We start from the raw sequence: 16,019 nt of genomic DNA on the forward strand, positions 1-16,019 counted from the left end.
ATCCACGCGATGCCGGCGTCACCCAAGAGGGAACCGAGGAGACTCCATGCACTTCGAATACACGCCCAAGGTCAAGGAAATGCAGGCCAGGCTGCTGGCGTTCTTCGACCAGCACATCTATCCGAACGAGAAGCGCTTCTACGCGGAAATCCAGGCCAATCGCGAGGCTGGCAACCCGTGGATCCCGACCAAGGTCATCGAGGAACTGAAGCCGCTGGCGCGCGAAGCCGGCCTGTGGAACCTGTTCCTGCCGCGTTCGAAGCGTGCCCCCGAAGGCTTGTCGAACCTCGAGTACGCGCCGATGTGCGAGATCATGGGCCGGGTGCCCTGGTCGGCCGAAGTATTCAACTGCGCCGCGCCGGATACCGGCAACATGGAAACGCTGGAGCGCTATGCGTCCGAGGCACTGAAGGACCAATGGCTGGAGCCGCTGCTGCGCGGCGAGATCCGCTCCGCCTTCCTGATGACCGAGCCGGACGTGGCCTCGTCGGACGCCACCAACATCCGCTGCCGCATCGAGCGCGATGGCGATCATTACGTGATCAACGGCACCAAGTGGTGGTCGTCGGGCGCGGGCGATCCGCGCTGCAAGGTCTACATCGTGATGGGCAAGACCAATCCGGACGCGGGCCGCCATGAACAGCAATCGATGATCGTGGTGCCGGCCGACACGCCGGGCATCACCATCAAGCGCTTCCTGCCCGTGTTCGGCTACGACGATGCGCCGCACGGCCACATGGAAATCGAACTCAAGAACGTGCGCGTACCGGCCAGCAACCTGCTGCTGGGCGAAGGCCGCGGCTTCGAGATCGCGCAAGGCCGCCTGGGGCCGGGCCGCATCCACCACTGCATGCGCAGCATCGGCGTGGCCGAGCGGGCGCTGGAACTGATGTGCAAGCGCAGCCTGGAACGTGTGGCGTTCGGCAAGCAGATCGCCCGCCAGGGTGTGACGCAGGAACGCATCGCGGAAGCCCGTTGCGATATCGAGATGGCCCGCCTGCTGACGCTGAAGGCGGCCTACATGATGGATACCGTGGGCAACAAGGTGGCCAAGGCCGAGATCGCGATGATCAAGGTGGTGGCACCGAATGTGGCGCTGCGCGTGATCGACTGGGCCATCCAGGTACACGGCGCCGCTGGCGTTTCCGGCGACTTCCCGCTGGCCAACTGGTGGGCGCACCAGCGTACGCTGCGCCTGGCCGATGGTCCGGACGAGGTGCACCGCAATGCCGTCGCCAAGCTGGAACTGGCCAAGCACATGAGCCTGAACCCGGAAAGCATCGAAATGCCGGTGACGCGCGGCTCGTAATGGTCTTGGTCAGCCCGTCCGATCCCGTTCGAATGTGGGCCTGACTACCGGGCCCGCCACCTGGGTCTGACCCCATCTGACCCGCCCGGCGACAGGGGCTTTTATCCCTGCTGCCAACAAGGGAAACGACGGAAAAAACGACGGGGAAACAAGCAAGGAACGCGCAGCCAGCCTGCGCGTTCTTCGCTTCTGCAGGCTTCTTTCTTCTGTGCTCTAATCGCTCGGTCCGCCGTGTCGCGCATCGTCTTCCGATGCATCGATATATCGCCACGGCCACGATGTCACTTATTCCACCGTTTGATTGCAGCCAGGAGAGCGCTCTCTCATGATCGACGTCTATACCTGGGCCACCCCCAACGGCCACAAGGTTCACATCATGCTCGAGGAGTGCGGCCTCGAGTACAAGGTCCATCCGATCAACATCGGCGCCGGCGACCAGTTCGGCGAGGACTTCCTCAAGATCAGCCCCAACAACAAGATTCCGGCGATCGTCGACAGCGACGGCCCGGACGGCCAGCCGATCTCGCTGTTCGAATCCGGCGCGATCCTGCTGTACCTGGCCGGCAAGACCGGCAAGTTCCTGCCCGACGATGTGCGCGGCAAGTACGATGCCCTGCAATGGCTGATGTTCCAGATGGGCGGCGTGGGCCCGATGCTCGGTCAGGCCCACCACTTCCGCATCTACGCGCCGGAAAAGATCGAGTACGCCGTCAACCGCTACACCAACGAGGCGAAGCGCCTGTACGGCGTGATCGACAAGCAGTTGTCGAAGCATGCATGGCTGGCGGGTGACAGCTACAGCGTGGCCGATATCGCCACGTTCCCGTGGCTGCGCAGCTGGCAGAACCAGGGCGTGGAACTGGACGACTACCCGCACCTCAAGCGCTGGTTCAACGAAATCGCCGAGCGCCCCGCGGTAAAGCGGGGCGTCGAAGTACTGGCCAAGGAACGCAAGCCGCTGCAGTCCGACAAGGAACGCGAGATCCTGTTCGGCGCCACGCAGTACCAGCGCCGCTGAACTGGCGCCGGGCGCGAGCCGGTGCGTGGCGCAGTGCGCGATTCAGTGCGCCACGCCATGCACGGCTCAGGCTGCGGCTTCCGTCAGCATCAGGGGCGCGCTGACATCGGCGCCGACGACGGACGCGATGGCCGCGACGGACGCATCGGATACCAGCGCCATCGGCGGCTCGCCGCCAGGCACATAAAACCGTGTCGGCGTTTCCGCTTGCGCCACGGCCATGCGCGTGCAGCAGGGCAGTCCCGCGCCGGGCATCAGGGCATCGATGCAAAAGTCGTCGTGGGAGTCCGGTGCGAAGGCCGTACCGGGTTGCAGGTAAGCGGTATGAACTTCGGCGCTCTGGCGTGATGGGCGCGACTGCAGGCACAGCGCGCCACGATGGCAGACCGCCCACATCAGCCCGCGCGCCTGCAGTTGCTGCGCCCAGTCCGGCTCGCCCGGCGCGATCTCGACAAAGTCGACCACGCCGGCCGCCCCGTCGGGCCGGGGCACGGCGCGCACCAGGACGCTGTCCAGCACCGCCTGCATCTCGACAGGATGCGCCGGCGCCGGGGTGTGAACATCGCCGCCGCCGAGTAGCGCCAGTTCGCGGTCGCCCGCCAGGATGCGCACGCCGCCGCGCAGGCAGGCCCACCATTCCGGGCGGCCGGTAACGAACGTCGGCTGCATGTCGCCGGCGCGCAGGAAAACGTAGTCGCAGGTATGACCCAGGCCGGCCGTTGCCGGAATGACACAAAGCTGGAAGCCGACGCGCAGGTCCGGTGTGGACGGGTGTGGCGGCATTGCACCGCGCATCTGGGCATCGGAAAACGAGAAAATCTGCATGGCATTCCCCCAAAACAGAGCAGGGGACGCGAATGGTCCCGGAATGCGCATTGGCGGCCCGGTGCGGTTTTCCGCCCGACCACGTATTGCGCGCTAGCCCCGTTTCGGTACGGCTATTCGCCGCCCGGTACATGCCATCGTGCCGCACCCTTGCGCGGGTGCATCCCTTAAGATGTGGATCTGGCACCGATAGAACGACGAACTATAAGTTGTCGTGACGCTCAGGTCAAACCCTTAGGCTCGAGCGACTTAAAATCCACTCAGCAGCATATGACAGGCGACCCACTCAAGCTGTTCGGGCGACATCTGACCTGGTTGCGCAAGCAGCGCGGCTGGTCGCAGGAAGCGCTGTCGCTGGAAAGCGGTCTGGCGAGATCGTACCTCAGCGGCATCGAACGCGGCACGCGAAATGTTGCGCTTTATAACATTTGTACGCTCGCTGACACGCTCGGCGTTGCTCCGCCGGAGATGCTGAACTTCTCGCAGCACGAATCCGCCACGACCGTCGAGGCGCCGCGTTCGCCGTTTCATTCCGAATCATCGCCCGCCGTGCAGGCAACCATGCGCTACATGGCGGAGCTGAGCGATTTCGAACAGGATGTGGTGGCGGGCGTCGCCCGCGCACTGGCAAAGAAAAACCCGCGTTGATCCCGCGGGTTTTTTGTTTGAGGCGCCCTTGCGGCGCCTTTGTCTTTTGCGTGTCGTCTTTTTTCGCGTACGGATGCTTCTGACTCGCCTGAAGCGTCAGCCGATCCGCCAAATATCCGCCAAAGCCGATCGGCCAGAGCAACCCGGACCGACTCAGACAACTCAATCCGGCTCAGACGTTGAGCATCCCCTGGCGCTCGATGAAGGCGATCACCTGTTCCAGGCCCTGCCCCGATTTCACGCTACCCATCACGAACGGCCGCTCGCCACGCATCTTGCGGGCGTCGCTCTCCATGATTTCCAGCGATGCGCCCACGTAAGGCGCCAAGTCCGTCTTGTTGATGACCAGCAGGTCGGACTTGGTGATGCCCGGGCCGCCCTTGCGCGGAATCTTCTCCCCGCCCGCGACATCGATCACGTAGATGGTCAGGTCGGACAATTCCGGGCTGAACGTGGCGGCGAGATTGTCGCCGCCCGACTCGATGAACACCACGTCGGCATCCGGAAACTTCGCCAGCATGCGATCCACGGCTTCGAGGTTGATCGATGCATCCTCGCGGATCGCCGTGTGCGGGCAGCCGCCGGTTTCCACGCCCATGATGCGCTCCGCGGGCAGCGCGCCCGAGATCGTCAGCAGCCGCTGGTCTTCCTTGGTGTAGATGTCGTTGGTGATGGCGACGAGGTCATAGCGGTCGCGCATCGCCTTGCACAGCATCTCCAGCAGCGTGGTCTTGCCGGAGCCTACGGGGCCACCCACGCCAACGCGCAGCGGAGGATTCTTCTTGGTACGGGCCTGGGTCATGATCGGATTCGGATTCAGGATCGGAACAGCCTGGAGTACTGCGTCTCGTGCCGCGCGGACAGCAGCCCCAGCATCGGGGAAAACGTGGAAATCTGCGGCGGCTGCGCGTCGGCGCGGCGCGCGGCTTCGTCGACGGCATCGAGCACGGCCCGATGCAGCCCGCGCAGGATATGCTGGCCGGCCACCTGGCCGAGCGGCACGGCCTTGATGGCCGCCGCGACCTGGTTCTCCGCCCAGTTGAAGGCATAGGCCGCCAGGCCGTCGCGCGCGTCGATGTCCAGCGCGACGCACGCGGCGGCAAACGCCGTCGGCAGGCAGACAGGCGACAAGCTCGCCAGCGCGGCGCGTTGCGCGTCATCGCCCCACGCCATCTGGCCCACCAGCTTTGCGAGCGACCAGCCCATCTGCTCGGTCTCCAGCCGCATCTCGGCCGTCTCGCGCGTGGCGTGGAACCAGTCATTCCATTGGCCCACGCTCGTCAGGTCGTTCGATTTCCACGCGCGATGGAGCAGCAGCCAGACCGGCGCTTCGCATTGGGACTGCACGTGGATCAGGTTATCGCGGATCCAGCGCTCGGCGCTGGTGGCATCGCTGACCAGCCCGCAGTCGATTGCCGCTTCCAGCCCCTGCGAATAGCTGAACCCGCCAATCGGCAATGCCGGCGAGGCAAGGTGCAGCAGCGAGATGAGTTGGGGCAACCCGGTCATGCGATCACGCCATCAGTGCTTGTGACCACAGTGCTCGTCATGCACGTGATCGTGGCCATGGTCATGCTCGTGATCGTGGTCATGACCGTGAGCATGGGAATGCGAGTGGCCGTGCGTATGGGAATGCCCGTGCGCGTGCGCATGCGAGTCGCCGTGATGTTCGTGAAACACCGCCTGCGCGGCCGCGTAGTCCTCGGCGAACGTCGCATCGTGGCCATGCTTGTGACCGCCACCATAGGCCCCCGCCTCCGGCTCGAAGGGCAGCTCGGCGCGCTCGGCATTCACGCCCAGCCGGGCCAGCATGTCCGCCAGCACCGCGTCGTACTCCAGCCGCAGGTAGTCGCGCCCCACTTCCACGGGGGTATGCCGATTGCCCAGATGATAGGCGGCGCGCATCAGCGCCAGTCCATCCGTCGCCGTCACCTGCAACACCGATTCCGCGGCCGCCTGGACCTCGACGAAGGTGCCGTCTTCCGCCACCAGCAGATCGCCGCCGCGCAGCACGGTGCCGCGCGGCAGGAACAGCGCCGCCTCGGTGCCGTTGTCCAGTACCGCACGCAGGCGGCTCTTGCTGCGGTCGCCAAATGGCAGGACGAGCTTGGGCGCGCGGCGCACCAGGACCGGTGCAATGCCGTGCGGCGCGGGGAGGTGTTTGTCGATCTTGATCACGGGTCAGAACAGGAAGTAACGCTGCGCCATCGGCAGCACGGTGGCCGGTTCGCACATCAGCAGCTGGCCGTCGGCCACCACCTGGTAGGTCTCCGGATCCACCGTGACGTGCGGTTGCCAGTCATTGTGCACCATGTCCCGCTTGCTGACGGTCCGCGTGCCGCGCACCGCCGAGAGCGTCTTGGCCAGCCCATACCGGTCGCCCACGCCCGCCGCCAGTGCTGCCTGCGAGACAAACGTCAGCGACGACCGCGGCAGCGCGCCGCCGGCCGACGCGAACATCGGGCGATAGTGCACCGGTTGCGGTGTCGGGATCGATGCGTTCGGATCACCCATTGCCGCCGCCGCGATCATGCCCCCCTTCAGGATCAGGCTGGGCTTCACGCCGAAGAAGGCCGGCTTCCACAGCACCAGGTCCGCCCACTTGCCCACTTCGATCGATCCCACCTCGTGCGCGATGCCATGCGTCAGCGCCGGATTGATCGTGTACTTGGCGATATAGCGCTTCACGCGGAAGTTGTCGTGCCCGCCGCGCGCATCGTGCGGATCGCCGGGCAGCTTGCCGCGTTGCGCCGCCATCTTATGCGCCGTCTGCCACGTGCGGATGATGACCTCGCCCACGCGGCCCATGGCCTGCGAATCGCTCGAGATCATCGAGAACGCGCCTAGGTCATGCAGGATGTCCTCGGCGGCGATGGTCTCGCGACGAATGCGCGATTCCGCAAACGCGATGTCTTCCGCGATCGCCGGGTCAAGGTGATGGCAGACCATCAGCATGTCCAGGTGCTCGTCCAGCGTGTTCACCGTGTACGGGCGTGTGGGATTGGTCGACGATGGCAGCACGTTGGCCTCGCCGCAAACCTTGATGATGTCCGGCGCGTGGCCGCCGCCCGCCCCTTCCGTGTGATAGGTATGGATCGTGCGGCCCTTGAACGCGGCAATCGTCGCTTCGACGAAGCCGCCCTCGTTGAGTGTGTCGGTGTGGATCGCCACCTGCGTATCGGTGGCATCGGCCACGGAGAGGCAGGTATCGATGGCCTGCGGCGTCGTGCCCCAGTCCTCGTGCAGCTTCAGCCCGATCGCACCGGCCTCCACCTGCTCCGTCAGCGGGCCGGCCTGGCTGGCGTTGCCCTTGCCTAGGAAGCCGATATTCATCGGATAGGCGTCGGCCGCCTGCAGCATGCGCTCCATGTACCACGGCCCCGGCGTCACGGTCGTGGCGAAGGTGCCGGTGGCCGGGCCCGTGCCGCCGCCGATCATCGTGGTCACGCCGCTCATCAGCGCCTCTTCGATCTGCTGCGGGCAGATGAAGTGGATGTGGCTGTCGATGCCGCCCGCCGTGACGATCATGCCTTCGCCGGCGATCACCTCGGTGCCCGGCCCCACGACGATCGTCACGCCAGGCTGGATGTCCGGATTGCCGGCCTTGCCGATCGACGCGATGCGCCCCGCCTTGAGCCCGATGTCGGCCTTGACGATGCCCCAGTGGTCGACGATCAGCGCGTTGGTGATGACCGTGTCGACGCAGTCCTTCGCCATGCGCTGGCTCTGGCCCATGCCGTCGCGGATCACCTTGCCGCCGCCGAACTTGACCTCCTCGCCATAGATCGTGAAGTCCCGCTCGACTTCGATCACGAGGCCCGTGTCGGCCAGCCGCACGCGGTCGCCCGTGGTCGGGCCGAACATCTCGGCATAGGCCTGCCTGGAGATTTTCACGCTCATCACAGCGCTCCCATGATCTTGCCGTTGAAGCCGTAGACGATGCGGTCGCCATCCAGCGCCACCAGTTGCACCGTGCGCGACTGGCCTGGCTCGAATCGCACGGCGGTGCCGGCGGCGATGTCGAGCCGGAAGCCGCGCGCCGCCTCACGATCGAAGTCGAGCGCCGCGTTGGTCTCGTAGAAGTGGAAATGCGAACCCACCTGCACCGGACGGTCGCCCGTGTTGGCCACCGTCACGCTGACCGTGGGACGGCCCGCGTTCAGTTCGATTTCGCCGTCCAGCGGCATCAGTTCACCGGGAATCATCACCATCCTCCTTGCGATCAGGCGACCATCAGGCCCGCGCCATACAGCGCCACGCCCGCTCCGGCCACGCGGGCCACCCAACCGGCATGGCGACGCAGGAACATGCCCGCGCCGATGCCCAGCCCATGCAGCGTCATCGTCGCCACGGCAAATCCGCCCACATAGGCCAGCACCGCCGGCATGGCGGCAGCCGTTGCCGGCAACTCGGCGCCGTGCGCATAGCCGTGGAACAGCGCAAAGCCGCCGACGATGGCCATGCCGGCCACGGCCGACAGGCGCGCACGGGCCGCCACCAGCAGGCCGATCACCAGCAGCGACACGGCGATCATCGGCTCCACGGCCGGCAGCGCGACCCCGGCAAGGCCGAGCGCGGCACCAACGAGCATCATCGCCACGAAGGCCAGCGGCAGGCGCAGCAGATCGGCCTTCGACGGCGCTCCGTGCCCGAACGTATCGCGCGACGACGTGGCCATCGCGCTCCACACGCCCACCGCAGCCATCGCCAGCAGGTGGTCGGTGCCGGTGAACGGATGCAGCAGGCCGGCCCACAGGCTGGCACCGACGGTCGCGGCATCGTGACCGGGGTGAGCAAAGGCCGAAGCGGCGGCCAGCGACAGGGCGGCGCCCGCGGCCAGGCGCGCGCGGCAGGATCGGAGGAAGCGGCTGGCTCGGTTGGCTCGGTTGGCTCGGTTGGCTCGGTTGGCTCGGGACATTGGGGCCCTCTTTGTGTTGTTGGCGGTTGAGATATCAGACGATCGGATGATGGACGGTGACGAGCTTGGTGCCGTCCGGGAAGGTGGCTTCCACCTGGATCTCGGGGATCAGCTCGGCCACGCCCTCCATGACGTCCTCGCGCGTCAGCACCGTGGTGCCCTCGTGCATCAGTTCGGCCACGGTGCGGCCATCGCGCGCGCCTTCCATGATGGCGGCGGTTATCAGCGCGACGGCTTCCGGATAGTTGAGCTTGAGCCCGCGCGCGCGGCGGCGTTCGGCCAGTAGTGCGGCGGTGAAGATCAGCAGCTTGTCTTTCTCGCGCGGCGTCAGTTCCATCGTTGGCTTCCTTGTTGTCTTTCGTATCGTTGTCAGGTCGACCACAGTCGCAGCGGCCGCGCCGGCACGCCGTGGATTGGCTCGCGCAGGGCGGTCCAGCTATCGACCATCACTTGCCGCACCGCTTCCATCTGGCGGCCCAGCACGCGCAGCAGCAGCATCGACTGGCCCGGCGGTTGACCATGCGAAGTGCCACGCGCAGCCAGACAGGTCACGCCGGCGCGCAGGTCGGCTGCGTAGGGCAGGCGTTCGGCGAGCGATTCGGCCAGCGCCGGCGTGGCGCCCTGCCCCACGGCCCAGAGCGTGCCGAGGATATGCAGCCCGTCCATGCCGGACACCGCGGTACGCAGCGGCGAGGCGGCATCGAGATGCGATTGCTCGATCCACAATGCGCGATCCCCATCGGCGATGCGCGTATCGAGCTGCAGCGCGCCGCTGGCCCATCGCTCGCCCGATGCCTGCCGGCCCAGCACGACGGCATCCCAGCCAATCGCACTGCCACCCGGCGCCACCGCCACATCCGTGGTGATACGCGCGCGTGCATCGTCGAACACAATGTTTTCCTGCGGCAGCCAGTCCAGCTTCGCGCCCTCGGCCACATCGATCCGCACATGCTGCGCGGCTTCGCGGCCCAGCGACTTGTACCACTTGGTGGCCCCCGGCGTGGCCAGTACCGCATGCGCGCCCGATGCCACCGCGATGTCGATATCGAGCACGTCCCCGCCCGCCACGCCGGCAGGTGGATGCAGCACCACGACGTGGCAGATATCGCCTTCCGGGTACAGCGGCTTCTGCACCAGCAGCGGGCCCTGATGCCGGCGCTCCACCATGGCGGTGCGCCCGGCACGCGCGGCAAAGCGCAGGCGCAGACTGGCGTGCCATGCGGCGGGCATGGCGAGCGATGATGGGAAATCCGGATGACGCATGGGTGGTGGCAGGCCGCGGGGGCGAGTGGGGCAAAAGCGGGCAAATGCCGGTAAGAGCGGGCGCGCCGCGGCACGCCCGATGTCGGCAATCGATGCAGCCATCATAGCGCGCGGCCGCCGGCACCGAAAGGTGATTTGGCGGGCGCAAGGCGCCGTCAGACCGCGATCAGGTCCCGCACGCCGTCCTGCTCCATGCTCGCGCCCTCGCCCCGGGCCACCACCTCGCCACGGCTCATGACGACGTAGTGATCGGCCAGATGTCGCGCGAATTCGTAGTACTGCTCCACCAGCAGCACCGTCATGCCGAATTCGTCGACCAGCAGGCGCAGCGCGCGGCCGATGTCCTGGATGATCGACGGCTGGATGCCTTCCGTCGGCTCGTCCAGGATCAGCAGTTGTGGCTCGCTCATCAGCGCGCGGCCGATGGCCAACTGTTGCTGCTGGCCACCCGACAAATCGCCGCCACGGCGCTGGCGCATCGTGCGCAATACGGGAAACAGCTGGTAGATCCGGTCCGGCACGCCGTTGGGCCGCGCGCGGCTGGCGGCGCCAATCAGCAGGTTCTCCTCGACGGTCAGGCGCGGGAAGATCTCGCGCCCCTGCGGCACGTAGGCGAGGCCCGCCGATACGCGCTCGTAGGGCGCCTTCTTCTCCAGCGCGCGGCCGTCCCAGCTGACGCTGCCGCTACGCGTGGGCACCACGCCCATCAGGCATTTGAGCAACGTGCTCTTGCCCACGCCATTGCGCCCCAGCAGCGTGGTCAGCTTGCCGTGCGGCACCTCGAAGGAGACGTCGCGCAGGATGTGGCTGCCGCCGTAGAACTGGTTCAGTGCTTTGACCTGCAGCATCGTTATCTTCCCAGATAGGATTCGATCACGCGCTCATCGCGCTTGACGGCGTCGAGCGTGCCCTCGGCCAGCAGGCTGCCTTCGGCCAGCACCGTCACCTTGCCTGCATCGCCAGCCAGGGCCGCGACGAATTCCATGTCGTGCTCCACCACCATCATCGAGCAACTGCCGCGCAGGCTGTTCAGCAGGCCGGCCAGCTGCATTGTCTCTTCGTCGGTCATCCCCGCCACCGGCTCATCCAGCAGCAACAGCTGCGGCTGCTGCATCAGCAGCATGCCGATCTCGAGTCGTTGCTTCTGGCCGTGCGACAACAGCCCCGCCGGGCGATAGGCCTCGTCCTCGAGCCCCGTCAGCGCCAGCGTTTCCTCGATGCGGCGATGGCCCTCGCCCGTCAGCCGCGCACGTAGCGACGACCACCAGCGCTTGTCGGTCTTCATCGCCAGTTCCAGGTTTTCCCAGACCGCATGTTGTTCAAAGACAGTGGGCTTCTGGAACTTGCGGCCGATGCCGGTCTGCGCGATACGGGGTTCCGTCATGCGCATCAGGTCGATGGTCTGTCCCAGGAACACGCGCCCGCTGACGTTGGCATTGCGCGGCCCGGTCTTGCCCGTGATGACGTCCATCATCGTGGTCTTGCCGGCACCGTTGGGACCGATCACGCAGCGCAACTCGCCATGATCGATCGACAGTGTCAGCTTGTTCAGCGCGCGAAAGCCGTCGAACTGCACGGTCAGGTCTTCCAGGTAGAGGATCGGCCCGTGCGAGACGTCGATCACGCCGGGCTCGACGAATCGGCCCAGGCCCGTGGCATTGCCGCTTTCGGCCTGTTGTGCACCCAGTGCGGCGTTCATGCTTCGCTCCCTTGATGCGGCGCCACGGCGGGCGGCGCCACTGGCTCGGCCGAGGCCGCCTGGATCTTCTCTGCCGCCGTGCGGTTGCCGCGCAGGCGGCGCCACAGGCCCACCACGCCATCGGGCAGGTACAGCGTCACCAGCACGAACATCGCGCCCAGCAGGAACAGCCAGTATTCCGCAAAGTACGCGGTGAACATCGTCTTGGCGCCGTTGACCAGGAAAGCCCCGACGATCGGTCCGATCAGCGTGCCGCGGCCACCCACGGCCACCCACACCGCCATTTCGATCGAGTTGGCCGGCGACATCTCGCCCGGGTTGATGATGCCGACCTGCGGCACATAGAGCGCGCCGGCAATGCCGCACAGCACAGCCGAGAACGTCCACACGAACAGCTTGTAGCCAAGCGGGTTGTATCCGGAGAACATCACGCGCATCTCCGCGTCGCGCACGGCGGTCACCACGCGGCCGAGCTTGGACGTGACGATATACCGGCAGGCAATGAAGCCGGCCAGCAGCGCGATGAACGTCAGCACGAACAGCGCCGCGCGCGTCTGCGGCGCGGCAATCGCAAAGCCGGCGATGCGCTTGAAGTCCGTGAAGCCATTGTTGCCGCCGAAGCCCGTTTCATTGCGGAAGAACAGCAGCATCGCCGCGTAGGTCATGGCCTGCGTGATGATCGACAGGTACACGCCCTTGATGCGCGAGCGAAACGCAAAGAAACCGAACAGCCACGCCAGCACGCCCGGCACCAGCACGATCAGCAACATCGCGTACGGCAAGTGCTCGGTGCCGTGCCAGAACCACGGCAATTCCTTCCAGTCGAGGAACACCATGAAGTCGGGCAGATCGCTCTTGTACACGCCCTCGCGGCCGATCGACCGCATCAGGTACATGCCCATCGCATAGCCGCCCAGCGCGAAGAACAGGCCGTGACCGAGGCTCAGGATGCCGCAATAGCCCCAGACCAGGTCCAGCGCGATGGCCGCCAGCGCAAAGCACATGATCTTGCCGACCAGCGTCAGCACGTACGCCGACAAATGCAGCGGATGGCCTTCGGGAATCCACAGCGCGCAGACCGGCACGCCGATGGCGATGACCACCGTCAGCACCACCAGCGCCAGCCATGTGCGGCGCGAGAACAGCGGCTGCCGCTCCGGCACCGACAGCCTGAACGGCGCACCCTTGGCCGATTTCGATTGAAAACTGCTCATCTCATGCCTCCGCGCTGCGCCCTTTGAGCGCGAAAAGTCCCTGCGGGCGCTTCTGGATGAAGAGCACGATCAGCACCAGCACAAAGATTTTGGCGAGCACCGCGCCGTAGAACGGCTCGATGAACTTGTTGATGATGCCGAGGCCGAACGCGCCGACGATGGTGCCCGCCAGCTGGCCCACGCCGCCCAGCACCACCACCATGAACGAGTCGATGATGTACGCCTGGCCGAGGTCCGGGCCCACATTGCCGATCTGCGACAGTGCGCAGCCGCCCAGCCCCGCAATGCCCGCGCCGAACGCGAAGGCGTAGCTGTCCACCTTCCACGTGCGCACGCCCACGCAGGCCGCCATGGTGCGGTTCTGCGTGGTGGCGCGCACGAACAGGCCCAGGCGCGTGCGGTTGAGCACGGCCCACGCCACGGCCACCACGGCCAGCGCGAACAGGATGATGACAATGCGGTTGTACGGGATCACCAGCCCGGCCATCGCCGCCACGCCGCCGCTCATCCACGCCGGATTGGCCACTTCGACATTCTGCGCGCCGAAGATCGTGCGCACCGCCTGCATCAGCAGCAGGCTGATACCGAATGTCGCCAGCAGCGTTTCCAGCGGACGCCCATACAGGTGCCGCAGGACGATGCGTTCCAGCGCGAAGCCGACGATACCGGCCGCCAGGAACGAGGCCGGCAGCGCGGCCAGCAGGTACCAGTCGAATGCGTTGGGCGCGTAGGCGCGGAACAGCGTCTGCACCACATACGTGGCATAGGCGCCGATCATCAGGAATTCGCCGTGCGCCATGTTGATGACGCCGATCAGGCCATAGGTGATGGCCAGACCCAGTGCGGCCAGCAGCAGCACGCTGCCCAGGCTCAGCCCGGCGAACAGGTTGCCCAGCAGCTCGGCGCGGCGCTGGTCGCCCCGCATCGCGTCAATGGCTTGCTGTGCGGCGGCGCGGACGTCGGCATCGGACTCCCGGAACTTGCCCGCTTCATCGCGCTCCAGCAGCGGCATCAGCTTCTGGCGGCTCTGCGGATTGCTGTCGTGGCCGAGGATGTGGATGGCTTCGAGCCGCGCGTCGTGCGTGGCCTCGGTGCCCTGCGCCAGCACAGTGTTGGCCCAGATCACGTCGAGCCGCGCGCGCAGGCCGGCGTCGGCCTCCGCCTTGCGCGCGGCTTCCACGGCATCGCGCGAGGCATTTTCGGGTTGCTCGAACAGCGTGCCGATGGCCTGGGTACGCACGGCGATGTCCGGCGATTGCAGCTGCAGGCTGCTCGCGGCGCTGTCGACGATGGCCCGCAGGCTGTTGTTCAGGGTCAGCGGCTCGAGCTCGTCCGCCTTGACGGTCACGGGCTTGCCAGTGATCGCGTCGACGGTCTTGTCGCCTTCCTGGCGCACCATGCCCACGGACGGCGCGTATTGCAGCGCGTCGTCCTGCAGCGCCTTCAGGATCGGGCCGGATTGCTCGGCGGGCGCCTGGGTGAGCGCGGTCAGCGCGGCGGTCTTGGCGTCGAAATCGTCTTCCGCCAATGGCTTGAGATCGGCCTGCGTGAGCGACGTGGCGGCCCACAGCGGCGCGGCGGCCAGCAGCAATGCGGCCAGCATGACACGCAGCCATGGCACGGCGGACAAGGGTAAGGATCGGTACATAGGGCTGGCAGGAGTCGATGGCGCGATGGGTCGCGTCTTGTTGGCTTCGGCAAGTTGGCTGCCGATCGTCCGCGCCCCTCCCCCGCACGCGGGAGAGAGGCCGGTGAATGAAGCAAGGGCCGGCTTTGCCAGCCCCCGGCGCCCAGTGGGCGCGCCGTCTTACATCACCTTGTCAGGCTTGCCCTCGTTGCCCGCGATGAACGGGCTCCACGGCTGGGCACGCACGGGCTTCGGCGTCTTCCACACCACCGAGAACTGGCCGTCAGCCTTCACTTCGCCGATCATCACCGGCTTGTAGAGGTGATGGTTCTCGCCCATCGTCAGGGTGAAGCCGTCCGGCGACTTGAAGGTCTGGCCGTACATCGCGGCGCGAACCTTGTCGGTATCCGTCGTGCCGGCCTTCTTCACGGCTTGCGCCCACATGTGGATGCCGACGTAGGTGGCTTCCATCGGATCGTTGGTCACGCGCTTGTCGCCGCCGGGCAGGTTGTTGGCCTTGACCCATGCCGCCCATTGCTTCTTGAACGCGTCGTTTTCCGGGCTCTTCACCGACATGAAGTAGTTCCAGGCGGCCAGGTGGCCCACCAGCGGCTTGGTGTCGATGCCGCGCAGTTCTTCCTCACCCACGGAGAACGCCACCACCGGCACGTCCTTGGCCTTCAGGCCGGCGTTGCCCAGTTCCTTGTAGAACGGCACGTTGGAGTCGCCGTTGATCGTCGAGATCACGGCCGTCTTGCCACCCTGCGAGAACTTCTTGATGTTCGCGACGATGGTCTGGTAGTCGCTGTGGCCAAACGGGGTGTAGACCTCTTCGATGTCCTTGTCGGCCACGCCCTTGCTCTTCAGGAACGCGCGCAGGATCTTGTTGGTGGTACGCGGATAGACGTAGTCCGTGCCCAGGAGGTAGAAGCGCTTGGCGCCGCCGCCTTCCTTGCTCATCAGGTATTCCACGGCCGGGATGGCCTGCTGGTTCGGCGCCGCACCGGTGTAGAAGACGTTCTTGGACATTTCCTCGCCTTCATACTGCACCGGGTAGAACAGCAGCGAGTTCAGTTCCTCGTAGACCGGCAGCACCGACTTGCGCGACACGGACGTCCAGCAACCGAACGTGACGGCCACCTTGTCCTGCGTGACCAGCTGGCGGGCCTTCTCGGCGAACAGCGGCCAGTTGGAAGCGGGGTCCACGACGACGGGCACGAGCTTGCGGCCCAGGACGCCACCGCTCTTGTTGATTTCGTCGATCGTCATCAGCGCCACGTCCTTGAGCGAGGTCTCAGAGATGGCCATCGTGCCGGACAGCGAATGCAGGATGCCGATCTTGATCGGTTCCTTGGACTGCGCCATCGCCAGCGGGCTGGTACCGATCATCGCCGCGGCGGCTACCGCCGACAGCTTCAGCATGTCACGTCGTTTCATTGCAGCTCCCAGTTTGTCGTGTGTGATTAGGGACTACGCACCCCGGGTGATGCTTCTGCAA

17 protein-coding genes are annotated in these 16,019 nt (G+C 66.1%); 3 read left to right on the forward strand and 14 right to left on the reverse strand.

Annotation, left to right across the window (positions count from 1 at the left end):
* The first annotated feature begins 46 nt into the window (after positions 1–46).
* Together AC1DOX_RS04550 and AC1DOX_RS04555 are read left to right on the forward strand one after the other, a co-directional pair.
* Complete coding sequence (locus tag AC1DOX_RS04550) at positions 47–1,309, forward strand: acyl-CoA dehydrogenase family protein (protein WP_092138769.1); 1,263 nt, start codon at positions 47–49, stop codon at positions 1,307–1,309.
* A gap of 325 nt (positions 1,310–1,634) precedes the next feature.
* Positions 1,635–2,327 (forward strand): glutathione binding-like protein, encoded by a 693-nt coding sequence (locus tag AC1DOX_RS04555; RefSeq protein ID WP_092138770.1) that lies wholly within the window; start codon positions 1,635–1,637, stop codon positions 2,325–2,327.
* A gap of 66 nt (positions 2,328–2,393) precedes the next feature.
* On the opposite strand, the gene AC1DOX_RS04560 is transcribed toward AC1DOX_RS04555, so the two are convergent.
* Positions 2,394–3,152 (reverse strand): hypothetical protein, encoded by a 759-nt coding sequence (locus tag AC1DOX_RS04560; RefSeq protein WP_441615405.1) that lies wholly within the window; start codon positions 3,150–3,152, stop codon positions 2,394–2,396.
* Positions 3,153–3,422: 270 nt separating this feature from the next.
* Here AC1DOX_RS04560 and AC1DOX_RS04565 point away from each other — a divergent pair, with 270 nt between their 5' ends.
* Positions 3,423–3,800: a helix-turn-helix domain-containing protein gene (locus AC1DOX_RS04565; RefSeq protein WP_092138771.1), complete on the forward strand. Its 378-nt coding sequence runs from the start codon at positions 3,423–3,425 to the stop codon at positions 3,798–3,800.
* A gap of 172 nt (positions 3,801–3,972) precedes the next feature.
* Here AC1DOX_RS04565 and ureG read toward each other — a convergent pair whose 3' ends face one another.
* From ureG to urtA, 13 genes are all read right to left on the reverse strand, one after another.
* Complete coding sequence (gene ureG, locus AC1DOX_RS04570) at positions 3,973–4,602, reverse strand: urease accessory protein UreG (protein ID WP_092138773.1); 630 nt, start codon at positions 4,600–4,602, stop codon at positions 3,973–3,975.
* A 14-nt stretch (positions 4,603–4,616) separates the two neighbouring features.
* The gene (locus tag AC1DOX_RS04575; protein WP_441615408.1) at positions 4,617–5,309 is read right to left on the reverse strand and encodes an urease accessory protein UreF; all 693 of its coding nucleotides are present in this window, start codon (positions 5,307–5,309) and stop codon (positions 4,617–4,619) included.
* Between the two features lie 12 nt (positions 5,310–5,321).
* The gene (ureE, locus tag AC1DOX_RS04580) at positions 5,322–5,978 is read right to left on the reverse strand and encodes an urease accessory protein UreE (protein ID WP_441615410.1); all 657 of its coding nucleotides are present in this window, start codon (positions 5,976–5,978) and stop codon (positions 5,322–5,324) included.
* Positions 5,979–5,981: 3 nt separating this feature from the next.
* Positions 5,982–7,700 carry an urease subunit alpha gene (gene ureC, locus AC1DOX_RS04585; RefSeq protein WP_092138778.1) on the reverse strand — a complete coding sequence of 573 codons (1,719 nt, stop codon included), beginning with the start codon at positions 7,698–7,700 and terminating at the stop codon, positions 5,982–5,984.
* On the reverse strand, positions 7,700–8,005 hold the full coding sequence (locus AC1DOX_RS04590) for an urease subunit beta (protein WP_092138780.1): 306 nt from the start codon (positions 8,003–8,005) through the stop codon (positions 7,700–7,702). Before AC1DOX_RS04590 ends, ureC begins: the two co-directional genes overlap by 1 nt.
* Before the next feature lie 17 nt (positions 8,006–8,022).
* Positions 8,023–8,718 carry a HupE/UreJ family protein gene (locus tag AC1DOX_RS04595; protein WP_441615413.1) on the reverse strand — a complete coding sequence of 232 codons (696 nt, stop codon included), beginning with the start codon at positions 8,716–8,718 and terminating at the stop codon, positions 8,023–8,025.
* A 34-nt stretch (positions 8,719–8,752) separates the two neighbouring features.
* Complete coding sequence (locus tag AC1DOX_RS04600) at positions 8,753–9,055, reverse strand: urease subunit gamma (RefSeq protein WP_035868631.1); 303 nt, start codon at positions 9,053–9,055, stop codon at positions 8,753–8,755.
* Positions 9,056–9,087: 32 nt separating this feature from the next.
* Positions 9,088–9,981: an urease accessory protein UreD gene (locus tag AC1DOX_RS04605; protein WP_477112304.1), complete on the reverse strand. Its 894-nt coding sequence runs from the start codon at positions 9,979–9,981 to the stop codon at positions 9,088–9,090.
* A gap of 155 nt (positions 9,982–10,136) precedes the next feature.
* Positions 10,137–10,829 (reverse strand): urea ABC transporter ATP-binding subunit UrtE, encoded by a 693-nt coding sequence (gene urtE, locus AC1DOX_RS04610; RefSeq protein WP_441615417.1) that lies wholly within the window; start codon positions 10,827–10,829, stop codon positions 10,137–10,139.
* A 2-nt stretch (positions 10,830–10,831) separates the two neighbouring features.
* Positions 10,832–11,680, reverse strand: coding sequence for an urea ABC transporter ATP-binding protein UrtD (gene urtD, locus AC1DOX_RS04615; protein ID WP_441615419.1), 849 nt, complete (start codon positions 11,678–11,680; stop codon positions 10,832–10,834).
* Complete coding sequence (gene urtC / locus AC1DOX_RS04620; protein ID WP_441615421.1) at positions 11,677–12,894, reverse strand: urea ABC transporter permease subunit UrtC; 1,218 nt, start codon at positions 12,892–12,894, stop codon at positions 11,677–11,679. Before urtC ends, urtD begins: the two co-directional genes overlap by 4 nt.
* A 1-nt stretch (position 12,895) precedes the next feature.
* A complete protein-coding gene (gene urtB, locus AC1DOX_RS04625; protein WP_441615423.1) occupies positions 12,896–14,542 on the reverse strand; it encodes an urea ABC transporter permease subunit UrtB in 1,647 nt (548 codons plus the stop codon).
* 159 nt (positions 14,543–14,701) lie between these two features.
* Positions 14,702–15,958: an urea ABC transporter substrate-binding protein gene (gene urtA / locus AC1DOX_RS04630; protein ID WP_092138793.1), complete on the reverse strand. Its 1,257-nt coding sequence runs from the start codon at positions 15,956–15,958 to the stop codon at positions 14,702–14,704.
* Positions 15,959–16,019 lie beyond the last annotated feature (61 nt).

It is taken from the genome of Cupriavidus sp. 01L415 (assembly GCF_056400065.1).